We start from the raw sequence: 20517 nt of genomic DNA, 5'->3' as shown, positions 1-20517 counted from the left end.
GATCTAACCGGCAACACGATTCAGGCTGGATCTTGATCCTGAGTTCAGCAGTGTTTCCTCAAGGTGGTCCAGATGCTGGCTTAGCAGCGTTTCGGCCATGACTGAATCGCCACGCTCCACTGCTTCCAGAACGCCTTGATGTAACTGCCAACCGCAATTTCCATCCAGGTGGGTATCAAACTGCGCAATCGCCAGCGACGTCAGCGGCACCAGACTGCCGAGAAAATGCGTCAACGGTGCATTCCCCGCCATTTCCGCCAACTGCAAATGAAATTCTCCTGACAGCCGAATCGCCGGGCCCCGCGCGGCACTTCGGCGCTCGCTCTCGATCAGGGCACGCAGGCGGTTCAAGTCCTGCGCACGAGGTTGCCGGCAGGCCAGTCGCACCAACATGGTTTCGGTCAGCCGCCGCGCATGCAGCGTCTGCCGGGTCTGCTCGGCATCAAGTGCGGCAACGCGAGGCCGGTGGTTTGGCCGAAGGACGATGATCTGCTGATGGGACAGTCGCGTCAGCACGCTTCGAACGTCACTGCGTCGAACACTGAACATCTGCGCCAGGCTTTCTTCGGTAAAACGGCTGGACGCAGTGAGGCGCTGTTCGAGAATGGCGTCGAAGAGCCGCGAATAGAGATCGTCCGCCCGCGCTGGAAAGGGCAGGGCAGTGAGTGTCTGCGGTGAAGCGAAGCTATTCATGTCCTGTCTCCAGTTCGAAGCAGTCTTAACTGCCGAGGTTGTCGTCCGGAATATTCAATTCGATGCCCATCCGCTTGCCCTCTCGAAGGATGTGCCGGCGCATTTCGGCACTGGCCTGGGCGCTGTTTTTACTGCGGATCGCGCGCACCACGGCTTCGTTCTCTTCGAGACGTTCAGCCAAATGCTCGGGGGAGTTGCGCAGCACTTCGGCGCTTTGCTTGAGGGCATTGCTGGTCTGCTGCACCACGCTCTGGAAAATCGGGTTCGAGGTCAGCGTGAACAGCTCTTCGTGGAAGGCGATGTAGGCATTGACCCCGGCCTCGCTGTCGTTGGCCTCCAGCGCTTCGCGCATGTCCATCAGGGTCAGGCGCAGTTGCCCGACTTCCTTGCTGCTGATCGATTGCGCGACCAGGCCGACGATGAACGGCTCGAGGGTGTAGCGCAGTTGCAGCACGTCTTCCAGGCTGGCGCCGGCCATCGCGCTGTCGTGGCTTTGGCTGTCGCTGAGACTTGCGTCCAGCACCACCACGCCTTTGCCGGGCATCGAGCGCACCAGGCCAAGGGTTTCCAGCACGATCACTGCTTCACGCAGGCTCGGGCGGCTGATGCCCAGTTGTTCGGCCAGTTCACGTTGCCCCGGCAGCATTTCGCCGGAGCGCCACTGACCACGGGCCAAAGCGGCCCGGAGTTTTTCTACGACTGAGTTCACAACGGTCGACGAGGTAATCACTGTTCGCTCCATGAGCATCCAAAACGGTTGATGACCGTGCCTGCCCGCCGGCAGGCACGGCGTTTATTCAGAATTCCTGCTGATGCGCCGGGGCGACGGGTTTTCTGGGCTGGAAGGTATAACCCACCTGGCCAGAAAGCACTTTGTTCGCCCGTTGAATATCGATGTCCTTTTCCCAGCGGGCGATGGCCACGGTGGCGACGCAGTTGCCAATCAGGTTGGTCAACGCTCGGCCGATGCCCATGAACCAGTCCACCGCCAGCACCAATACCAGTCCGACCACCGGAATCGCCGGGATCGCCGTCAGTGTCGCCGCCAGAATCACCAACGCCGAGCCGGGAATCCCGTGGGCGCCTTTGGAGGTGATCAGCGAGACCAACAGAATCGTCAGCAGGTCGGTCATGGCCAGCGGCGTGCCGGTGGCGTTGGCGATGAAGACGATGGCGAGGGTCAGGTAGATCGAGAAACCGTCGAGGTTGAACGAGTAACCCGTAGGAATCACCAACCCGACCGTCGAACTGCCGATGCCCAGATGCTCAAGCTTGCGCATGATCTGTGGCAGCACGGCATCGGATGAGGCGGTGCCCATGACGATCAGCAGTTCTTCGCGCAGGTACTTGAGCAATGGCAACATCTTCAGGCCCGAAAGGCGCATCACCAGGCCGAGAATCAATGTCACAAACGCCACGCAGGTCAGGTAAAACAGGCCGACGAGGCTGCCCAAGTGCTGCAGCGAATCCAGGCCATATTTGCTGGTGGTGAAAGCGATGGCGCCGAACACGCCAATCGGCGCCAGGCGCACGATCATGCCCATGATGCGGAAGATCACGTGGCTCAGCTCATTGATCAGTCGGGAAATACCCGATGCGGCTTCACCCACCAGGTTCAGTGCACTGCCGAACAGGACCGAAAACAGCAGGACTTGCAGAATATTGTTCTCCGCGAAGGCGCCGATGACCGAGGTCGGGATCAGGTTCATCAGGAACTGGGAGGTGGTTTGCATGTGCTGACCGCGCTGGGCGATGTCGCCCATGTCGGCAGCGGAAAGCTGATCCAGATGAATGTTCGCGCCGCTGCCGATGCCGGTGGTGAACGCGAACACCAGACCGATCACCAGGGCGATGGTGGTCAGGATCTCGAAGTAGATCACCGATTTCAGGCCGATGCGGCCGACCTTCTTCAGGTCGCCGGCACCGCTGATGCCGCTGACCACCACGCAGAACACGATCAGGCCGATGAGCATCTTGATCAGTTTGATGAAACCGTCGCCGAGCGGTTTGAGCTGGGCAGAGTATTCAGGAAGGGTCAGCCCGCAGACGATGCCGAGCACCAGTCCGAGAACCACTTGGAGGAAGATTGAACGCGAGCACCATCTGAGCATGGGAGGAATCCTGGTCGGTGTCCTGGCTGCCGTGCGCTTGAGGGGGCGCATCAGATTCAGGACTTAATTATTGTGGTCTTACCGGTATGTCCAGTGCAGGCGCAGTCTAGGCGTTGTTTTTGGGTGATCGCAAGCGGAAATTGAGCAATTGGCATGACCGGTCTTACCAGTTGGGCGCAATGGCCCGACCTTGAGCCTTTTCGCACTTCGAAAAAAATGCGGACGAAAAAAAACCGGCCATCACGTGGCCGGTTTTTCATTGCTGCGGTTCAGCGGTGCAATTAAGCGCCGTACACCGGCAGTTTCTTGCAGATGGCCTTGACCTTCTCACGAACGGCGTCGATCACCGCTTCGTTGTTCAGGTCAGCCAGGATGTCGCAGATCCAGCCGGCCAGTTCTTTGCACTCTGCTTCCTTGAAGCCGCGAGTGGTCACAGCCGGAGTGCCGAAGCGCAGGCCGGAAGTGACGAACGGGGAGCGTGGATCGTTTGGCACGGAGTTCTTGTTCACGGTGATGAACGCTTTGCCCAGAGCGGCGTCGGCGTCTTTACCGGAGATTTCCTGCTTGATCAGCGACAGCAGGAACAGGTGGTTTTCAGTACCGCCGGACACCACGTCAAAACCGCGCTCGATGAACACGCTGGCCATGGCCTGGGCGTTTTTCACCACTTGTTGCTGGTAGGTCTTGAACTCAGGCTGCAGCGCTTCCTTGAAGCAGATCGCTTTGGCGGCGATCACGTGCTCCAGCGGGCCACCCTGGGCGCCCGGGAACACGGCGGAGTTCAGCTTCTTCTCGATGTCGGCGTTGGCGCGAGCCAGGATCAAACCGCCACGTGGACCGCGCAGGGTCTTGTGCGTGGTGGTGGTCACGACGTCAGCGAACGGCACCGGGTTCGGGTAGACGCCAGCGGCGACCAGACCGGCCACGTGGGCCATGTCGACGAACAGGTAGGCGCCAACCTTGTCAGCGATTTCGCGGAAACGCGGGAAGTCGAGGATCTGCGAGTAGGCAGAGAAACCGGCCACGATCATTTTCGGTTTGTGCTCAACGGCCAGGCGCTCGACTTCGTCGTAGTCGATCAGGCCATTGGCGTCGATGCCGTACTGAACGGCGTTGTACAGCTTGCCGGAGGAGGAAACGCTGGCGCCGTGGGTCAGGTGACCGCCGTGGGCCAGGCTCATGCCCAGGATGGTGTCGCCCGCTTGCAGCAGAGCCAGGTAAACGGCGCTGTTGGCTTGCGAACCGGCGTGCGGCTGAACGTTGGCGTAATCGGCGCCGAACAGTTCTTTGGCGCGGTCGATGGCCAACTGCTCAACCACGTCGACGAACTCGCAACCACCGTAGTAGCGCTTGCCCGGATAACCTTCGGCGTACTTGTTGGTCAGTACCGAGCCTTGAGCTTCCATCACCGCAGGGCTGGTGTAGTTTTCCGAAGCGATCAGCTCGATGTGTTCTTCCTGGCGCTGAGCTTCTTGCTCCATGGCGGCAAAAAGATCGGCGTCGTACTTGGCAATAGTCAAATCACGGCTGAACATGGCGGTCCTCAAGGATCGGGGCAGAAAAGGGGGGCATTCTAACCCAATGGGTTTTAGATGGCATATGAAAGGACATCATGTCGCAGACAAGTGGCGTTCATGCTGGGATCAGCGGTGATTGTGCCGGCCCAATCGCCAGCAGGCTGGCTCCCACAGTAATCGCGATAGCTGCAAATTCCCTGACCGGCATAAATTCTTGTGGGAGCCAGCCTGCTGGCGATGGCCTCTCCACAAAATTTCAGTCGAACATGAACAACGCATCATTGCTGAACTGCGCTTCAAACCGGCTCGCCGGCATCGGCCGCCCGAACAGATACCCCTGAACCTCATCGCAACCATGCTCACGCAGGAAATCGAGCTGCTCATGGGTTTCCACACCTTCGGCGATCACCGCCAGGTTCAGGCTATGGGCCATGGCGATGATCGCCCGGGCAATCTGCGCATCCTGTTCGCCCGACGGCAGACCATCAACAAAGGTGCGGTCGATCTTCAGCACGTCGATCGGGAATTGCTTGAGGTAGTTGAGCGATGAATAACCGGTGCCAAAGTCATCGACCGCAATGCTCAGGCCGAGGTTTTTCAGCCCGGCGAGGATCTGCATCGCTTCACTGACTTCACGCATCAGGATACTTTCGGTCAGCTCCAGCTCAAGGCACGCCGGCGGCAGGCCGGTTTCGCGCAGGATCGTGGCGATCCGCGTGCCCAGCTGGCCGTCGGAGAACTGCCGGGCCGAGATGTTCACCGACACCTTCGGCACCCGCACCTTGGCCTGGTGCCAGGTCTTGAGCTGACGGCAGGCTTCGCTGATCACCCAGTCGCCGACATCCACCACCAGCCCGAGCTCTTCGAGCACCGGAATGAAATCCCCCGGCGGCACCAGGCCGCGACGTGGATGACGCCAGCGCAGCAGCGCTTCGGCGCCGGTCAGGCGTTTGCCGTCGCCACTGAACTGCGGCTGGTAGTACAGAACGAATTCGTTCTGCTCCAGGGCATGGCGCAAGTCGCTTTCCAGTTCCAGGCGCTCCAGGGCGCTGGCGTTCATGTCCGCCTGATAGAACTGGAAGTTGTTCTTGCCGCGCTCCTTGGCGTGATACATCGCGGTGTCGGCGTTTTTCATCAGCTGACTGAGCTCGTTGCCATCCTGCGGACTCAGGGCGATGCCGATACTGGCGGTGACAAAGAACTCGCGGCCTTCCAGCACGAACGGTTTCACCAGGCTGGCGAGGATCTGCTCGGCCACATGAATCGCCCGGTTCAAGGCGATTTCACGGTTGACCCGCGGTTGCAGGAGCAAGGTGAACTCATCGCCGCCCATGCGCGCCACGGTGTCGTCGTCATCGACGCAACCGAGCAGGCGCGTGGCCATTTCCTTGAGCATGCGGTCGCCGGCGGCGTGGCCGAGGGAGTCGTTGATCGGCTTGAAACGGTCGAGGTCGAGGAACATCAACACCACCCAGGACTTCTGCCGCTCGGCAGATTGCAACGCGGTGTGCAGACGGTCCTGGAACAGCGTGCGGTTGGGCAGGTGGGTCAGGGCGTCGTAGTAGGCGAGGCGGTGAATTCGCTGCTCGCTGGCCTTGCGCTCGCTGATGTCGCTGAAGAAGCACACGTAACTGGCCAGATCACCTTCGTCATCGAGCACGGCCGTGATGCCGACCCAGGCCGGGTAATGCTCGCCGTTGCGCCGCTTGAGCCAGACTTCGCCTTCCCAGGTGCTGTTTTGATGCAGTTGCTTGAGCACATAACGCAGGTGGGCTTCCTGCTGCTCGTCGACGGTCAGCATGTTTGGCAACTGGTCCAGCACTTGCTCCACGGCATAACCGCTGACGCGACTGAAGGCTTCGTTGGCCTGGACGATGTAGCCGGCCGGGTCGGTGATCAGGATCGCCGACGTTGAATGCTCGAATACCGTGGCCGCCATGCGCAGGTCTTTCTCGGCCCGGCGTTGCTGGCTGATGTCGCGACCGACGCCCAGCACGCCTTCGAAGGCGCCGTGTTCGTCCCAGACCAGCACCAGCCGCAGTTCGATCGGGATCTTGCGCCCATCGGCCCGCAGGCAATCGAACAGGAACAGTTGGGTCTGCACCTGACTGCGCAGCAGCGCCAGTTGCTCGGGTTTATCCAGCGCTTTGCTGACCCGGTCCATCAGGCTGTAAATGCCGGTCAGTTGTTGCGGGTTGGCGATGGTCGACTGCCAGCCGTTCTGGAAGATCCACTCGGCGTCGTAGCCCAGTACGGCATGCACCGACGGGCTGACGTAGTTGAGCTTCATTTTGCTGTCGGTGGAGAAAATCACGTCGCTGATGCTTTCGGCGAGCATCCGGTAACGCTGTTCGCTGTCACGCAGGGATTCACTGGCTTCGATCTGATCGGTGATGTCCTTGGCCACGCCGATGATCCGCGTGACTTGATCGTGTTTGTCCCGCGCCAGTGCCTGTTCGCGAATGTCGAAACGCCGCCACTTGCCGTCGCGGTGACGGAAGCGCAGCTGGCATTGCAGCAACTGGGTGTAACCCGCGTGGCGCTGGGTCTGGCGCGAGCGATGGTAGTAATCGGCATCCTCGGGGTGCAGGAGGATTTCCCAGAAGTACTCGCCCATCTGGTGCAGCTCGGTGCGGTTGTAACCGAGGGTCTGGCCCAGGTGGTGGTTGCTGAAAATCATCCGCTGGCTGATCACGTCCTGCACGTACAAGTGATCCGGTACGGTGCGCACCACATCGGACCAGAACCCTTCACGTTCCAGCAGCGACAGCTCGATGAGTTTGCGGCTGGTGATGTCGGTGATGCTCAGGATCACCGCTTTATAGTCGGCGTGATCTTCTGGCAGGCGCAGCACCAGCCACAGGTGCTGGTCGCGGCCATTGGCGTCCTGGAGCTTGATTTCCAGCTCGAGCTGTCTTTGCTGGTTGAGCACCGTTTCGAGCACTTGATGGCCGATGGCGGTGCCGTCCAGCGGGCAGCCGTCAATCAACAGTTTCCAGGCCTGGGCGCAGGAATTGACGTTGAGCAGTTGCAGGGCGACCTGGTTGACCTCGGTAATGCGCAGTTCCTGGAGCAGTTGCTGGCGTTGCTCCGGTATGTCGAGCCAGGCCTTGAGTTGTTCGCCGTTGTGCACGTGGGCCTTGTCGAAGAAGCTCTTGAGCCCGGAGACGTCCAGTACGCAAAGGGCAACGCCAGTGCCTTCGAAAATATCGTGATAGCGCCGGCGGCCTTCGTGCAGCTGGTGTTGACGGCGGCGAATGTTCAGCAATGCGATGAATGGCAGCAGGGAGAAGGCCAGGCCCAACAGGCATTTGCCAATGAACGCTGGCAGCAGTTGTTCAAGCACTTGCTGGCGATCGAACAGCCCGCGCATTTGCCAGTCGCTGCTGCTCAGGGGCACGGTCAGTACGCTGTTGGCCATATCGTCCGGGGACATCACGCTTGATTTGACCGAAGGCGACGCTTCATCGCGGCTGATGATCTGGTGATTGACCCGGTTTTCCACCAGCCACAACGGGCGGATGCCGGCTTCGTTTTGTTTGGTCAGTGACGAGAAAAAAGTCGGTGTCAGGCGCAGGGCCCAGTAGCCGCGGCTGCTGCCGCTGGCCTGATGCAGCAGCAGGTGCACCACTGAACCGTCGTCGGCATTACTGAAATAATGGGCCTGGGCGCGGCTGCGCCGGACCAGATCGCTCAGGTAATCGGCGTCCTGGCTATCGGCGGCGCTGTCGCTGAGGACTTTGCCGGAAGGACTGAGCAACGCCAGGCTGCGCAGTTCAGGCAGCGACTGTTGCAACTTGCGCAGTAACGCCTGCTGTTCGTCGGCACTTTGCGGTTGTTCGACGATCGGTAGCAGGTTCAGCGCGATCTGGGCGTTGAGCGCCATGTTCAGGCTGACTTGTGCGGCCAGGTCGGCGGTGTAGTCGATGGTGTATTGCCGCTGGTGTTTCTGGGTTTCGCGAAGCTGATCCAGCAGCTGCCAGAACAGCAGTGCGAGCAGTAACAGCACGAGCGTCGCCAACGCACCCTTCAAGGATCCGCGCAGGGGCGAGCCAGTCGCAAGATTGGGTGCGCTCACGGACGAAGGCGGAGTGACATTAGACAAACTGTAATCCTGCGGTTTGGCTGGACTGGCGCGACGTGCACTATAAGCCGGACGCCCGAAGGGCGGCTAGCATGCCTTGAGTTGTGGCTAAGTGCCAGCCCCTCACGGCTGGACTGCCATCTGTCATTAAGGTAGCTTTACCGGTTACGTGGGGGCGTTCCAGCTCCTAGAATCAGACTTTTTCAGCGCGCACGCAGGGCCTATATCAAGCGGACGACGCGCACAGTCTGGCCGGGCTTCGCCTGCGCTCCAATCATTCATCTGTCACTGACCCAAGGTTCTCCATGGCTCAATACGTATTCACCATGCATCGGCTGGGCAAAGTTGTTCCGCCGAAGCGGGAAATCCTGAAAAACATTTCTCTGTCGTTCTTCCCCGGCGCCAAGATCGGCGTGCTCGGCCTCAACGGTTCGGGTAAGTCCACGCTGCTGAAAATCATGGCGGGCGTCGACACCGAGTTCGAGGGCGAAGCCCGTCCGATGCCGGAGCTGAACATCGGTTACCTGCCGCAAGAGCCAATCCTCGACCCGAGCAAGACCGTACGTGAAGTGGTCGAGGAAGCGGTCAGCGTGATCAAGAACGCCCAGGCGCGCCTGGACGAGGTCTACGCCGCTTACGCTGATGAAGATGCCGACTTCGACAAACTGGCCGCCGAACAGGCCAAGCTCGAAGCCATCCTGCAAGCCAGCGATGGCCACAACCTGGATCGTCAGCTGGAAGTCGCTGCCGATGCGCTGCGTCTGCCGGCCTGGGATGCCAAGGTCGAATTCCTCTCCGGTGGTGAGAAGCGTCGCGTAGCCCTGTGCCGCCTGCTGCTGTCCGCCCCCGACATGCTGCTGCTCGACGAACCCACCAACCACCTGGACGCTGATTCCGTCGCCTGGCTGGAGCACTTCCTGCACGATTTCCCGGGCACCGTGGTCGCGATCACGCACGACCGGTACTTCCTGGACAACGTTGCGGGCTGGATTCTGGAACTCGACCGCGGCGCCGGTATCCCGTACGAGGGCAACTATTCGGGTTGGCTTGAAGCCAAGTCCGATCGTCTGGCGGCTGAATCCAAGTCGCAGTCGGCTCACGAAAAAGCCATGAAGGAAGAACTGGAGTGGGTGCGCAAAGGCGCCAAGGCCCGCCAGTCCAAATCCAAGGCGCGTCTGCAACGCTTCGAAGAAATGCAATCGCAGGAATTCCAGAAGCGCAGCGAAACCAACGAGATCTACATCCCGGCCGGTCCGCGCCTGGGTGACAAGGTCATCGAGTTCAAGAACGTTTCCAAAGGCTATGGCGATCGCGTGTTGATCGACAACCTGTCGTTCTCCATGCCCAAAGGCGCCATCGTTGGTGTGATCGGCGGTAACGGTGCCGGTAAATCGACCCTGTTCCGCATGCTGATGGGCAAGGAACAACCGGATTCGGGCAGCATCGAAGTCGGCGAGACCGTGCAACTGGCCTGCGTTGACCAGAGCCGCGAAGACCTGGACGGCAGCAAGACTGTGTTCCAGCAAATCTCCGACGGTTCCGATCAGATCCGCATCGGCAGCTACGAGATTCCGTCGCGTACCTACGTCGGTCGCTTCAACTTCAAGGGTGGCGATCAGCAGAAGTTCGTCAAGGACCTGTCCGGTGGTGAGCGCGGTCGCTTGCACCTGGCACTGACCCTGAAAGAGGGCGGCAACGTCCTGCTGCTCGACGAACCGTCCAACGACCTCGACGTTGAAACCCTGCGTTCCCTGGAAGAAGCCCTGCTGGACTTCCCGGGCGCCGCCATTGTGATCTCTCACGATCGGTGGTTCCTTGACCGCGTCGCGACTCATATCCTGGCGTACGAAGACGACTCGCAAGCGGTGTTCTTCGAAGGTAACTACACCGAGTACGAAGCCGATCGCAAGAAACGCCTGGGCGAAGCGGCTTCCCAGCCGCACCGTGTACGGCACAAAAAACTGGCCTGATATCGGGTTGGTTACATGAAAAAACGGAGCCTTCGGGGCTCCGTTTTTTTATGGGCTTCAGTTACATCGCAGCGCGTCATCGCTAGCAGGCTAGCTCCCACAGGGGTTATGTGATCGACACAAATCCAGTGTGGGAGCTAGCCTGCTAGCGATGGCGGCCTAAAGATCACCCAATCTCTATATGCAGAACCTCAATCACCAAATCCCCCACCGGCCGCTTCCACACCACTTCATCCCCGACCTGCGCGCCCAGCAATGCCCGCCCCAGCGGCGAGCCCCAGTTGATCAGCCCGCTCGCAGCCTCCGCTTGATCCTCGCCCACCAACTGCACGCGTTGTTCGTTGCCATGCTCATCGGCAAAGGTCACCCACGCGCCGATCTGCACCTTATCGGTCGAAGAGGCCGGTACAACCAGCTGAGCGCTTTGCAGGCGTTGATTGAAATACCGCCAGTCGCGCTCAAGGTCGGCCTGGCGCTGTTTGTCCGCCAGTTCACCCTGTGCATTCTGTTCATTGATCAGGTTTTGCACCTCGACGACTTTAGCCTGAAGCTGCGCAAGACCGGCGGGCGTTACGTAATTGGGCTGCGCGCTGACCTGCCGTTCGACTGGCTGATCGGCTTGCGCGGCGGCGTTATCTTCATTGACGAAGGCGCGACTCATGGTTTTCTCCCGTTATAGGGTTTGGGCCATGGTTGCAGGCTTTTAGTTTCGACGGATGTCTGTCAGCGACTCATTGCGAGCGATAGGCACGGGCGGCGTCCTGGTCCTTCTGTTGCTGCCAGGCTTTGTCCCGGTCGTCCCAATGATGGCTGCGATAGTCTTCCCGATCTTCATTTTCGCGCATGGCCTGGCACTGGCGAAAACCATCGCTCCAGCCTTCGGCGTACTGTTTGTCCTTGAGGTAACGCGGGACGTTCTTGCGAAATTCCCCGGTAATTGCCCCGGCCGCTTGCCGGCCGCTGCTGCAACCGTCATCGAAACCATCGGCGAACGCCGGTGGATAACCCTTGGCGATCAAATCTTCGTGGGTGGTCTGGCAACCCGCGATCAACATCAACAAACCCAACACACCTGCGTAACGCCACATCCTGGACTCCCGGGCCGTTGGACGGCCATAGGTGAAGTCTAGGAGTGGAATCGTGAGGGGGATGTGAAAGGCCTGTGATTAATCCGTTGGCCAATATAAATCCCCTGTGTGCGAGCTTGCTCGCGATTGCGGTGGATCAGTCGACCTCATCTGCGACTGTTACACCGCTATCGCGAGCAAGCTCGCTCCCACAGGGATGGTGGTGTGGCCGATCAGTAGTGATACCACTTCACCTCAAGCATCACTTCGTTCTCGGGCGAGGCGAGGTGGCTGAATTCGCGCTGGGCGCTCAGGCGCAGTCCCAGGTTGCGCGACACTTCCCACTGCTGGTTCAGGCTCACGCTGCGGCGCACTTCGCCATTGGTGAAGAAATCGCCCTTGGCTTCCAGGCTGAAGTTGCCCAGCGGGTTTTTCCACAGCACACCGCTATTGAAACCTGCGGCTGGCGCGATAAAGCCCGCAAAGTCGTTGTTGTGTTCGACGCGCACGGTGCCCAGTGCAAAACCGAGCATGTCTTCGCCCAGTTGCCAGGTGCCGCCGCCACCGCCATTGACGTGGCTCACCAACGTTTCATCGTCATGCTTGCCCGGCACCCGTTCCAGGCCGCCCGTGACTTGCCACGACAATGGCTGCAACAGCTCATTGCGCGGCGTCAGGGAACGAATGGTCGCCAGGTCCAGTTGCTGCAACTGCCACTCATTGCCTTCGTACTGGCGCAGTTTCATCTGCAGGATTTCGATCTGCGCGCCCAGCGGAAAGCTCTCGGCGTTATCGTTGAGGTCGTGATAGGCCATGCGCAGGCCATATTCGCCGAAGGCCTTGTCGCCGCGGGTGCCGATACCGGCCTGCCAGGTGCGGGATTCGTGACCGTCCTCGGGCAATCCGGGTCGTGGGATGTCCAGCTCCGGCGCCGGGTTCTGATTGATCGCCCGCAGCAGTTCGAAACTGCGCTGCGCCCGCTCTGGATCGCGCTCCTGCCCGTTGGCGCGGTAACGCTCAAGTCGATAGGCCGCGTCGATGATCAATGCCTGACTCGCGCGGGGTTGGGCTTTGAACGCAGGCGTCTGCAATTGCTTCTGGTCGGCGCTGACTTTCAGCACCCACTCCTGCTCTTCGTCAGTCAATGGCTCGGCGCGGCTCAGCAGTTCCCGTTCACGAGACGGACGATACTGAATGGATTCCACCAGCCCGGCTTCCTTCACCGCTTTGACGGTGTCGGTGGGAATCGCGGTTAGCGGGAACTGTTCGGTCAGGCGCAGGCTCGGTCGTGCCACTTGCAGCAGCTCGAGCAGGCGGTACGAGCAGTTTTCGTCAAAGAAGAAATAGTCGAACTGGATCTGCTTCAGTTCCCAGACGTGCTCGACCATGCGCTCGGTTTCTGCCTGGGTCAGGTTCAGCCGGTATTCCCACAGGTCCCGGTTCTCGAGGCTGCGGTATTCCGAGAGTTTTTCCTGATACGGCACCAGTGCAAATAGTCCCGGATAGCCGCCCATCAAGCCTTTCCAGGCGTAGAGAATGCTGTTGTCCGAGCCTTCGATGTACGCGCCGAAGTTGATCGCGTAACTGAGCAATGCGGTGTGATCGCTCTGAACGTCAGCCTGGTCGATACGCAACAAAGTATGGCCGAACATCGACGACGGGCTGTTCAGATAGGCCGCCGGGAAAATCATCACCGCGCTGTGGGGTGAGACATCCTTGAACCATTGTTTGAATTCGCTGCAATCGAGGGTCGGCAGATCGATCAGGTTGAGCTGCGCCTTCAACCAGCGGGTGCGGGCCGGATAGACGCATTGCGCATGCTTTTCGCCTGAACTGGCCGGAGCGTAAATCGCCTGCACGGTGGCTGCCAGTTCGCGGTCGGGGTGTTCGTTGCCGTCCGGTGCGAGAAAGAACTTCTTGTCGCTGACATAGCTGCGCCAGCCGCCCAGCTTGGCGGTTTCGTAGTGGCCCAGGGAAATCCAGAAGGGGTCGTTGGCCAGTTGCTGCAAACGTTGATTGTCGATATGTGGCGCGGCGGACAGCGGGGCGCAGACACAGAGCGCCAGCCAGGCAAGGCGTTTGAGCATAGTGGGCAACTTAGAATTCGAGAATAAAGACCCAAAGCGGGGCAAGGTCCAAAAAACAAAACCCGCTCCCCCGAAAAGGAGCGGGCAGGGTCGAGCTTAAGCTTGAGTCGCGTACTTGGCCAGACGTGGATCGTTCTTCAAAACGGCCAGGGTGTTGGTATGCACGTCGTCAGCGGTCACGTCAGCCTTGCTGAAGATCTGCTGGAAGTGCTGGTGAGTCACAGCGGCGAAGTGCGCACGGTCTTCCGGCGCCACGCCCAGTACCACAGCGTAGGTAGTCAGCGCTTCGCCGTTACCTTTGGCCATGTCTTCGGACAGCTCGTTCATCATGCCATTCATGGCAAACCAGGATTTGCCGCCATAAGTCAGCGACGCATTAGTCGAGCAACCGTTGGTACCAGAAGTCATACCGAACGTTGCGTTACCGGAAGTGCCGTTGGTGGTGGATGCCAGGAAGTGAGCCGGGGTGCCACGCTGACCTTCGAACAGCATGTTGCCCCAACCGCAATCCGGGCCGCCTGGCGCTTGCGCCATGGCGTTGATGGATACAGCGGTGAAGAGAGTACCGAGAAGAATCCGTTTCATAGCTATGTTCTCTTTATGTGCATACCAATGGACAAGGGGTCTGGCCCAATCCGGCGCCAGTGGGCCAGTTATTAATCCAGCCGCGCAGTTTGGAGTTTAGGCACGTTCCCGTGGTTCCGTGATTTTTTGCAAAACATTCGTTGAAATCGTTGATTTGCGCCCGGCCGGCCTGGAGATGACGGTTTGTCTATGCTTTGGCTGGAGGCGCGCCTTGCAAGTGAGGTATGGGCAGCGCCAGAATGCCGCTATCTGCCCCGCCTGATGTAAGGAAGCCCGATGCCTGATCCTGTTGCTGCCAGCTTGCGTCTAGCGCCTGAAGCGCTGACCCGTCCGTTTTCCGCTGAACAGTTCAGCTTCTCTACCACCAATGATCTGGAGCCCTTCCGCGGTGTGCTTGGCCAGGAACGTGCTGTCGAAGCCTTGCAGTTCGGCGTGGCCATGCCGCGCCCCGGTTACAACGTATTTGTCATGGGTGAGCCCGGCACCGGCCGGTTTTCGTTCGTCAAACGCTACCTCAAAGCCGAAGGCAAGCGCCTGCAGACCCCGGCGGACTGGGTCTACGTCAACAATTTCGATGAGCCTCGCGAGCCGCGCGCGCTGGAGTTGCCATCAGGCACCGCCGGCGCCTTCATCGGTGACATCAACGGGTTGATCGACAACCTGTTGGCGACCTTTCCTGCGGTGTTCGAACACCCGTCCTACCAGCAGAAGAAAAGCGCCATCGACCGCGCCTTCAACCAGCGCTACGACAAGGCGCTGGACGTGATCGAGCGCCTGGCGCTGGAGAAGGAAGTCGCCCTGTACCGCGACGCCAGCAACATCGCGTTCACGCCGATGGCCGAGGGCAAAGCCCTGGACGAAGCGGAATTCGCTCAATTGCCGGAAGCCGATCGCGAGCGTTTCCACGACGATATTTCCGGTCTGGAAGAGCGACTGAACGAAGAACTCGCCAGCCTGCCGCAATGGAAGCGCGAGTCGAGCAATCAACTGCGCCACCTCAACGAAGAAACCATCACCCTGGCCTTGCAGCCGTTGCTGTCGCCGTTGTCGGAGAAATACGCCGAGAACGCGGCCGTGTGCGGTTACCTGCAAGCCATGCAGGTCTATCTGCTCAAGACTGTGGTCGAGCAACTGGTGGACGACAGCAAGACCGACGCCATCGCCCGCAAGCTGCTGGAAGAGCAATACGCCCCAAGCCTGGTGGTCGGTCATTCGGCCAGCGGCGGTGCGCCAGTGGTCTTCGAGCCGCACCCTACTTACGAAAACCTGTTTGGCCGCATTGAATACAGCACTGATCAGGGTGCGCTCTACACCACGTATCGGCAGCTGCGCCCCGGTGCGCTGCACCGCGCCAACGGCGGTTTCCTGATCCTTGAAGCGGAAAAAATGCTCAGCGAGCCGTTCGTGTGGGATGCGCTCAAGCGCGCCTTGCAATCGCGCAAGCTGAAAATGGAGTCGCCGCTGGGTGAACTGGGCCGTCTGGCCACGGTGACCCTGACGCCGCAACACATTCCGTTGCAGGTCAAAGTCGTCATCATCGGTGCGCGTCAGCTGTATTACACGCTGCAAGACCTCGATCCGGACTTCCAGGAGATGTTCCGCGTCCTGGTGGACTTCGACGAAGACATCCCGATGGTCGACGAGAGCCTGGAGCAGTTCGCCCAGTTGCTCAAAACCCGCACCTCGGAAGAAGGCATGGCGCCGCTGACCGCTGATGCCGTGGCGCGTCTGGCAACGTACAGCGCGCGCCTGGCCGAACATCAGGGGCGGTTGTCGGCGCGCATCGGCGATCTGTTCCAGCTGGTCAGCGAGGCGGACTTCATCCGTCACCTGGCGGGTGACGAGATGACCGATGCCGGGCATATCGAACGGGCGCTCAAGGCCAAGGCCACCCGCACCGGGCGTGTCTCGGCGCGGATTCTCGATGACATGCTGGCCGGGATCATCCTGATCGACACGGACGGTGCCGCCGTCGGCAAGTGCAACGGGCTGACCGTGCTCGAAGTCGGCGACTCGGCGTTTGGTGTGCCGGCGCGGATTTCCGCCACGGTCTACCCGGGCGGCAGCGGCATCGTCGACATCGAGCGCGAGGTCAACCTCGGGCAGCCGATTCACTCCAAGGGCGTGATGATCCTCACCGGGTATCTGGGCAGTCGTTACGCTCAGGAATTCCCGCTGGCGATTTCCGCGAGCATCGCGCTGGAGCAATCCTACGGTTACGTCGATGGCGACAGTGCGTCGTTGGGCGAGGCGTGTACGCTGATCTCGGCGCTGTCGAAAACGCCGCTCAAGCAGTGCTTTGCGATCACCGGCTCGATCAACCAGTTTGGTGAAGTGCAGGCGGTGGGCGGGGTCAACGAGAAAATCGAAGGTTTCTTCCGGCTCTGCGAAGCCCGCGGGCTGACCGGTGAGCAGGGGGCGATCATTCCGCAGGCCAACGTGGCTACGTTGATGCTTGACGAGAAAGTCTTGTCGGCGGTGCGGGCGGGGCAGTTCCATGTCTACGCCGTGCGCCAGGCTGACGAGGCGTTGAGCCTGTTGGTCGGTGAGCCGGCCGGTGCGCCGGATGCCGATGGCCAGTTCCCTGAAGGCAGCGTTAACGCACGGGTGGTGGAGCGCCTGCGCGTGATCGCGGAAATGATCAGCGAAGAAGACCTCAAGGAAGCCGAGAAAGAAGCGGCGCTGGAAGCGCTGGTCGAAGCCAAACCGGCCTGACGGTGATGATCGTTCCCACGCTCTGCGTGGGAATGCCTCCGGTGACGCTCTGCGTCACGCTTTCAGGGACGCGGAGCTTCCCGGGCTGCATTCCCACGCAGAGCGTGGGGAACGATCAGTGCCATCACTCTGGCGTCAATATTCACACAATGACCATTCGGCGCCTTCTGGTTCTACCTGACGTGCTAGTCAGACTTTTCTTCTATTCTCAGCTCAAGGATATCGACAGTAATCACTGGATCGAGACAGCCTTCTCTTGGGGGCTGAATACCGGATCTACCGAGGGTCGCCGCCATGTCGCGCAACCTCTGCCTCACCCGTCAATGCCTGGGCCTTGTGACCCGTATCGAATGTGCCATCCGCCCGTTGGCGGGGGATACGGGCATGTGGACCTTGCTTTTTGCCGCCGGAATGGCCGGCGAACAACCTTCCGCCATCAAGGCGCAGGGTCCGTTCCATGGCCCCTTTGTGGCTGAATCCATCCTCGATACGATTGTTGAAAGCCTGACGCTGCATGGCTACGAGCTGGCCGATGACCCACAGATCTGGTGCCTGCACCTGCAAGCCCAGCTGCGGGAAATCAACGGCGGTCGTTGCCGCAACCTCGGCGGCTGATTTTCAGCCCGGGCACTGACTCCGCCTATTGATCCAGTTGAGTCAGATCCGCCTTGGCCAGTTTGACCTCGAAACCATACTGGATCGTGGTGAGGTCGGTTCGCTGATAACTTTCCAGGCGCGTTGGCTGGCCATAGAAGTAATGCACGGCAAATAACGCCGGGCCTTCTGCGCTCGCGTCGTGAGTGACGGAAAGAATTTCCTTCAGATAGTTTCCAGAGTCGTCCTTGGCGAAAAATCGCCAGTCCTGGGCAGGAAACAGCTTCAAATCAACCACCAACGCATTGCCTTTGAGTTCCAGTCCTTTCGGTAGCGAATGGGCGTCGAGCGACTGTTTGGACACCGTCGCGAGGAACATCGGCATGGAGCCCACTGCGTAGGCCGGCGTTTCTGGAAACAGGTTCAGGTCGTAGGTGATGGCGCCACGCAGCGGGTCGATCTCATAGGCCTCTGGTGGCAGTTCGATCGGCTCATCGCGTTTGCCGCTGCCATTTTCTGTGAAGAAAGTGACCGGGCTATTGCCAGGGTTGAACGATGTACCGAGCAGCTCATCATTGAAGCTTTTGGGGTGGTTGAACTCTATGCGCGCGGCGCTGGGGTCCTCCACCGATTGACTGACGATGATGCGTTTCTTCAGTTGTTCCTCGCTCAATGTCGCGCCCTTGAGCCAGTTCTGGGCCTGATCGTCATACACCACCACTGGCAAGGTCAGTGGCTGGATGGTTTTTTCCGTGGTGTGCGAATCGAAGCGACGCACCGGCAGGTTCAGATCCTTGCGCGTTACTGTGGCGGCCGAGAAGTCCAGCACGCTGACCTCAACGGTTTCGACCGGTCCGTTGAAATACACTTTGCTGTAATGATTCTTCTGCTGTGCCTCGAAGGCGCTCTGTTCTTCATTGATCTGTTTTGCGAACGTCTCGCTCCAGGCCTTCTGCTGCTGAATTTTCGCCAGTTGTTTTTGATAGAAGGCAATTTGCGCGGCGGTTTCATTGATCGAACCCGAGCGCGAAAGGAATTGCCCGGTGGTGTCCCTCGCCTGAACGATCAGCGGGTTCAACGGTGTTTCGCTGACCTCCGGGGCCAGGGGCGCGCTGTTGTTGAATTCGATTTCGGCGTAGTTGTTGCCCAGTTTCAGCAAGGTGACGCTGAGGTTGTCGTTGGTGCGGGTCTGGCCAACGTCTTTCTTGGTCAAGTCGAAGGTGTAGAGCTTGCGCGGGGCGACGACCTCGACCTTGCCTTGCAGGCTTACCGGTTGGGGCTGGTGCTTGTTGTCGACGTCCAGGCCGTCGATGAACGGATAGGTCACCGTCAGATCATCCGGGTTAGTCACGTTGGAACTCGAGGGACTTAGCTGAATGCCGGGATCGGTTTCCGACCATTCCGGCTGGAACGCGATGACGCGCTTGTTGCTCAGGGTCACCGATTGCCATTCCAGGCCATGGGGAAAGAGAAACGCGGCCGGAATGTTGAAATTGAAGGGGAACACCGGTTGCAGATCGGTCAGGTAGTCGGAGCTGGAATCCTTGTGCAGCACAAACAGACCGTCGATGTAGGTATCGACCAGCGCCTGTGGCGTGGGGTAGTGCTTGAGCACGGCAAGGGCGTCTTCGCCGTATTCGGTTTCCACGGGTTTGCTGTCGAGCTTGAGTTGCGCACGCTCGAGCAGCAACAGCGAACCGCCAAGTTCGGCAACGGCATCCTTGAGCTTCGGGTCCTCAATCGCATCCAGAGACTTCTCGAACTGCGCGGTCTTTTCCTCGAGGCTGGTCTGGCGCTTCTCATCGCTGGGCGAGCAGCCGCTCAGCAGCAGCGCCAGGCAAATGCCGGCACTCGTTATTGGCAATCGCAGATCCATTTCCAGTCTTCCTGTCCGATGTCGCTGAGCTGTCAATAGTCTGGACACTAGCAGAAAAACTTTGTGACACACGCGCAGGTTGCGGATTTCCCGACGGTTTCTGGGTGTAACGGGGGGCTGTTATACTCGCGGCCATTTCCAGCCCACGTGTGAGATTCAATGGAACGCTTTATCGAAAATGCAATGTATGCCTCTCGCTGGCTGCTGGCGCCGATCTACTTCGGTCTGTCCCTTGGGCTACTGGCGCTGGCGTTGAAATTCTTCCAGGAAGTTTTCCACGTCATTCCCAACGTATTCTCGATGGCCGAGTCGGACCTGATCCTGGTGTTGCTGTCGCTGATCGATATGGCGCTGGTGGGTGGTTTGCTGGTGATGGTGATGATTTCCGGTTACGAGAACTTCGTTTCCCAACTGGACATCGACGACAGCAAGGAAAAGCTCAACTGGCTGGGCACCATGGATTCGTCTTCGCTGAAGATGAAAGTGGCGGCCTCCATCGTGGCGATCTCGTCGATCCACCTGCTGCGGGTTTTTATGGACGCCAAGAACGTCGATCCCGAGCATTTGAAGTGGTACGTGATCATTCACATGACGTTCGTGGTGTCGGCGTTTGCCATGGGCTACCTGGACAAACTCACCAAGCACTGATCCTGCCAGGAACGCTCCCTGTGGCGAGGGAGCTTGCTCCCGTTGGGCTGCGAAGCGGCCCTGCTTTACCTCCAGTTGTTTCCCTTGCAGTGTTGACGACTGCTGCGCAGCCGAGCGCGAGCAAGCTCGCTCGCCACAGGTTCTTCGTCAAAACAGACAGGCGGTGTCGTTTGTCGCTTGTACTTTGATGCATCAAGGCATATGCCTGTAAGTGTCTTGGCTCGACACTGTAAGAGGTGCCTTCATGAACTTCGTTGAGTTGCGTGCGTATGCCATCGCCGGGAAAATCGATGAGCTGAACCTGATCTCCATGGAAGGTGGAATCTACCTGTTGGAGGCGCGCATGCATGGTGCGGCGTATCCCTTGAGTGATGCTCGCGGAGAGATGTTTCACCTGCGTTCGGTCGAACATGCGCGCGAAGTGCTGCATGACTTCCCCTCCCTGTCGTTCAATCTTGTCCACACGTCGGTTCATGACGAGATGTGCGGGCTGGGCTCCGGTGGAGAGGAAAGCCTGAAAGTACCGATTGCCTTCCGTTCTGCCTGGCACCACTGACACCTCTCATCAGC

Annotated in this window: 14 protein-coding genes and 1 pseudogene; 5 read left to right on the top strand and 10 right to left on the bottom strand. The window is 59.5% G+C overall.

Going from position 1 to position 20517, the window contains the following annotated elements; all coding sequences use genetic code 11:
* Positions 1-3: 3 nt before the first annotated feature.
* The 5 genes from ACA072_RS25075 to ACA072_RS25055 form a co-directional block, all read right to left on the bottom strand.
* Entirely contained in the window at positions 4-693 is a 690-nt protein-coding gene (locus ACA072_RS25075; RefSeq protein ID WP_497621256.1) for a GntR family transcriptional regulator, read from the bottom strand.
* 25 nt (positions 694-718) lie between these two features.
* Positions 719-1423 carry a FadR/GntR family transcriptional regulator gene (locus ACA072_RS25070; RefSeq protein WP_497621254.1) on the bottom strand — a complete coding sequence of 235 codons (705 nt, stop codon included), beginning with the start codon at positions 1421-1423 and terminating at the stop codon, positions 719-721.
* 67 nt (positions 1424-1490) lie between these two features.
* Positions 1491-2804 (bottom strand): C4-dicarboxylate transporter DctA, encoded by a 1314-nt coding sequence (locus tag ACA072_RS25065; protein WP_497621252.1) that lies wholly within the window; start codon positions 2802-2804, stop codon positions 1491-1493.
* Positions 2805-3085: 281 nt separating this feature from the next.
* Positions 3086-4339, bottom strand: a complete 1254-nt coding sequence (gene glyA, locus ACA072_RS25060) for a serine hydroxymethyltransferase (RefSeq protein WP_109634995.1) — start codon at positions 4337-4339, stop codon at positions 3086-3088.
* Between the two features lie 238 nt (positions 4340-4577).
* Entirely contained in the window at positions 4578-8426 is a 3849-nt protein-coding gene (locus ACA072_RS25055) for a bifunctional diguanylate cyclase/phosphodiesterase (RefSeq protein ID WP_497621250.1), read from the bottom strand.
* Positions 8427-8710: 284 nt separating this feature from the next.
* Between ACA072_RS25055 and ettA the strand changes: the two genes are divergently transcribed.
* Entirely contained in the window at positions 8711-10375 is a 1665-nt protein-coding gene (ettA, locus tag ACA072_RS25050) for an energy-dependent translational throttle protein EttA (RefSeq protein WP_497621249.1), read from the top strand.
* Between the two features lie 166 nt (positions 10376-10541).
* Here the strand turns inward: ettA and ACA072_RS25045 are convergent, their stop codons facing one another.
* The 4 genes from ACA072_RS25045 to ACA072_RS25030 all read right to left on the bottom strand — a co-directional run bounded on the left by ACA072_RS25045 (position 10542) and on the right by ACA072_RS25030 (position 14114).
* Entirely contained in the window at positions 10542-11036 is a 495-nt protein-coding gene (locus ACA072_RS25045; protein WP_497621248.1) for a GreA/GreB family elongation factor, read from the bottom strand.
* Between the two features lie 70 nt (positions 11037-11106).
* A complete protein-coding gene (locus ACA072_RS25040; protein WP_497621246.1) occupies positions 11107-11463 on the bottom strand; it encodes a hypothetical protein in 357 nt (118 codons plus the stop codon).
* 212 nt (positions 11464-11675) lie between these two features.
* Complete coding sequence (locus ACA072_RS25035) at positions 11676-13529, bottom strand: Lnb N-terminal periplasmic domain-containing protein (RefSeq protein ID WP_497621244.1); 1854 nt, start codon at positions 13527-13529, stop codon at positions 11676-11678.
* A gap of 96 nt (positions 13530-13625) precedes the next feature.
* Positions 13626-14114, bottom strand: a complete 489-nt coding sequence (locus tag ACA072_RS25030; protein ID WP_010467516.1) for a DUF3015 domain-containing protein — start codon at positions 14112-14114, stop codon at positions 13626-13628.
* Positions 14115-14390: 276 nt separating this feature from the next.
* Between ACA072_RS25030 and ACA072_RS25025 the strand changes: the two genes are divergently transcribed.
* Both ACA072_RS25025 and ACA072_RS25020 read left to right on the top strand, forming a co-directional pair.
* Positions 14391-16829 (top strand): Lon protease family protein, encoded by a 2439-nt coding sequence (locus tag ACA072_RS25025; protein ID WP_497331012.1) that lies wholly within the window; start codon positions 14391-14393, stop codon positions 16827-16829.
* A 294-nt stretch (positions 16830-17123) separates the two neighbouring features.
* Positions 17124-17463, top strand: a pseudogene (locus ACA072_RS25020) (PA4575 family protein).
* 6 nt (positions 17464-17469) lie between these two features.
* On the opposite strand, the gene ACA072_RS25015 reads toward ACA072_RS25020, so the two are convergent.
* Positions 17470-19299, bottom strand: coding sequence for a hypothetical protein (locus ACA072_RS25015; RefSeq protein ID WP_497621241.1), 1830 nt, complete (start codon positions 19297-19299; stop codon positions 17470-17472).
* Between the two features lie 159 nt (positions 19300-19458).
* Between ACA072_RS25015 and ACA072_RS25010 the strand changes: the two genes are divergently transcribed.
* Positions 19459-19947, top strand: coding sequence for a TIGR00645 family protein (locus ACA072_RS25010; RefSeq protein ID WP_030129464.1), 489 nt, complete (start codon positions 19459-19461; stop codon positions 19945-19947).
* Between the two features lie 244 nt (positions 19948-20191).
* Positions 20192-20503 carry a DUF6482 family protein gene (locus ACA072_RS25005; protein ID WP_497621239.1) on the top strand — a complete coding sequence of 104 codons (312 nt, stop codon included), beginning with the start codon at positions 20192-20194 and terminating at the stop codon, positions 20501-20503.
* Positions 20504-20517: the final 14 nt, after the last annotated feature.

Source organism: Pseudomonas sp. LBUM1656 (assembly GCF_059716065.1).
The sequence above is the reverse complement of the archived record's forward strand: the minus strand, read 5'-3'. Positions and strand labels throughout refer to the sequence as shown.

What these genes read in the sequence shown, in the direction of transcription:
- ACA072_RS25075 (WP_497621256.1), bottom strand. Translation starts at nt 693, where the DNA reads ATGAATAGCTTCGCTTCACCGCAGACACTCACTGCCCTGCCCTTTCCA.
- ACA072_RS25065 (WP_497621252.1), bottom strand. Translation starts at nt 2,804, where the DNA reads ATGCTCAGATGGTGCTCGCGTTCAATCTTCCTCCAAGTGGTTCTCGGA.
- glyA (WP_109634995.1), bottom strand. Translation starts at nt 4,339, where the DNA reads ATGTTCAGCCGTGATTTGACTATTGCCAAGTACGACGCCGATCTTTTT.
- ettA (WP_497621249.1), top strand. Translation starts at nt 8,711, where the DNA reads ATGGCTCAATACGTATTCACCATGCATCGGCTGGGCAAAGTTGTTCCG.
- ACA072_RS25045 (WP_497621248.1), bottom strand. Translation starts at nt 11,036, where the DNA reads ATGAGTCGCGCCTTCGTCAATGAAGATAACGCCGCCGCGCAAGCCGAT.
- ACA072_RS25040 (WP_497621246.1), bottom strand. Translation starts at nt 11,463, where the DNA reads ATGTGGCGTTACGCAGGTGTGTTGGGTTTGTTGATGTTGATCGCGGGT.
- ACA072_RS25035 (WP_497621244.1), bottom strand. Translation starts at nt 13,529, where the DNA reads ATGCTCAAACGCCTTGCCTGGCTGGCGCTCTGTGTCTGCGCCCCGCTG.
- ACA072_RS25030 (WP_010467516.1), bottom strand. Translation starts at nt 14,114, where the DNA reads ATGAAACGGATTCTTCTCGGTACTCTCTTCACCGCTGTATCCATCAAC.
- ACA072_RS25025 (WP_497331012.1), top strand. Translation starts at nt 14,391, where the DNA reads ATGCCTGATCCTGTTGCTGCCAGCTTGCGTCTAGCGCCTGAAGCGCTG.
- ACA072_RS25015 (WP_497621241.1), bottom strand. Translation starts at nt 19,299, where the DNA reads ATGGATCTGCGATTGCCAATAACGAGTGCCGGCATTTGCCTGGCGCTG.
- ACA072_RS25010 (WP_030129464.1), top strand. Translation starts at nt 19,459, where the DNA reads ATGGAACGCTTTATCGAAAATGCAATGTATGCCTCTCGCTGGCTGCTG.
- ACA072_RS25005 (WP_497621239.1), top strand. Translation starts at nt 20,192, where the DNA reads ATGAACTTCGTTGAGTTGCGTGCGTATGCCATCGCCGGGAAAATCGAT.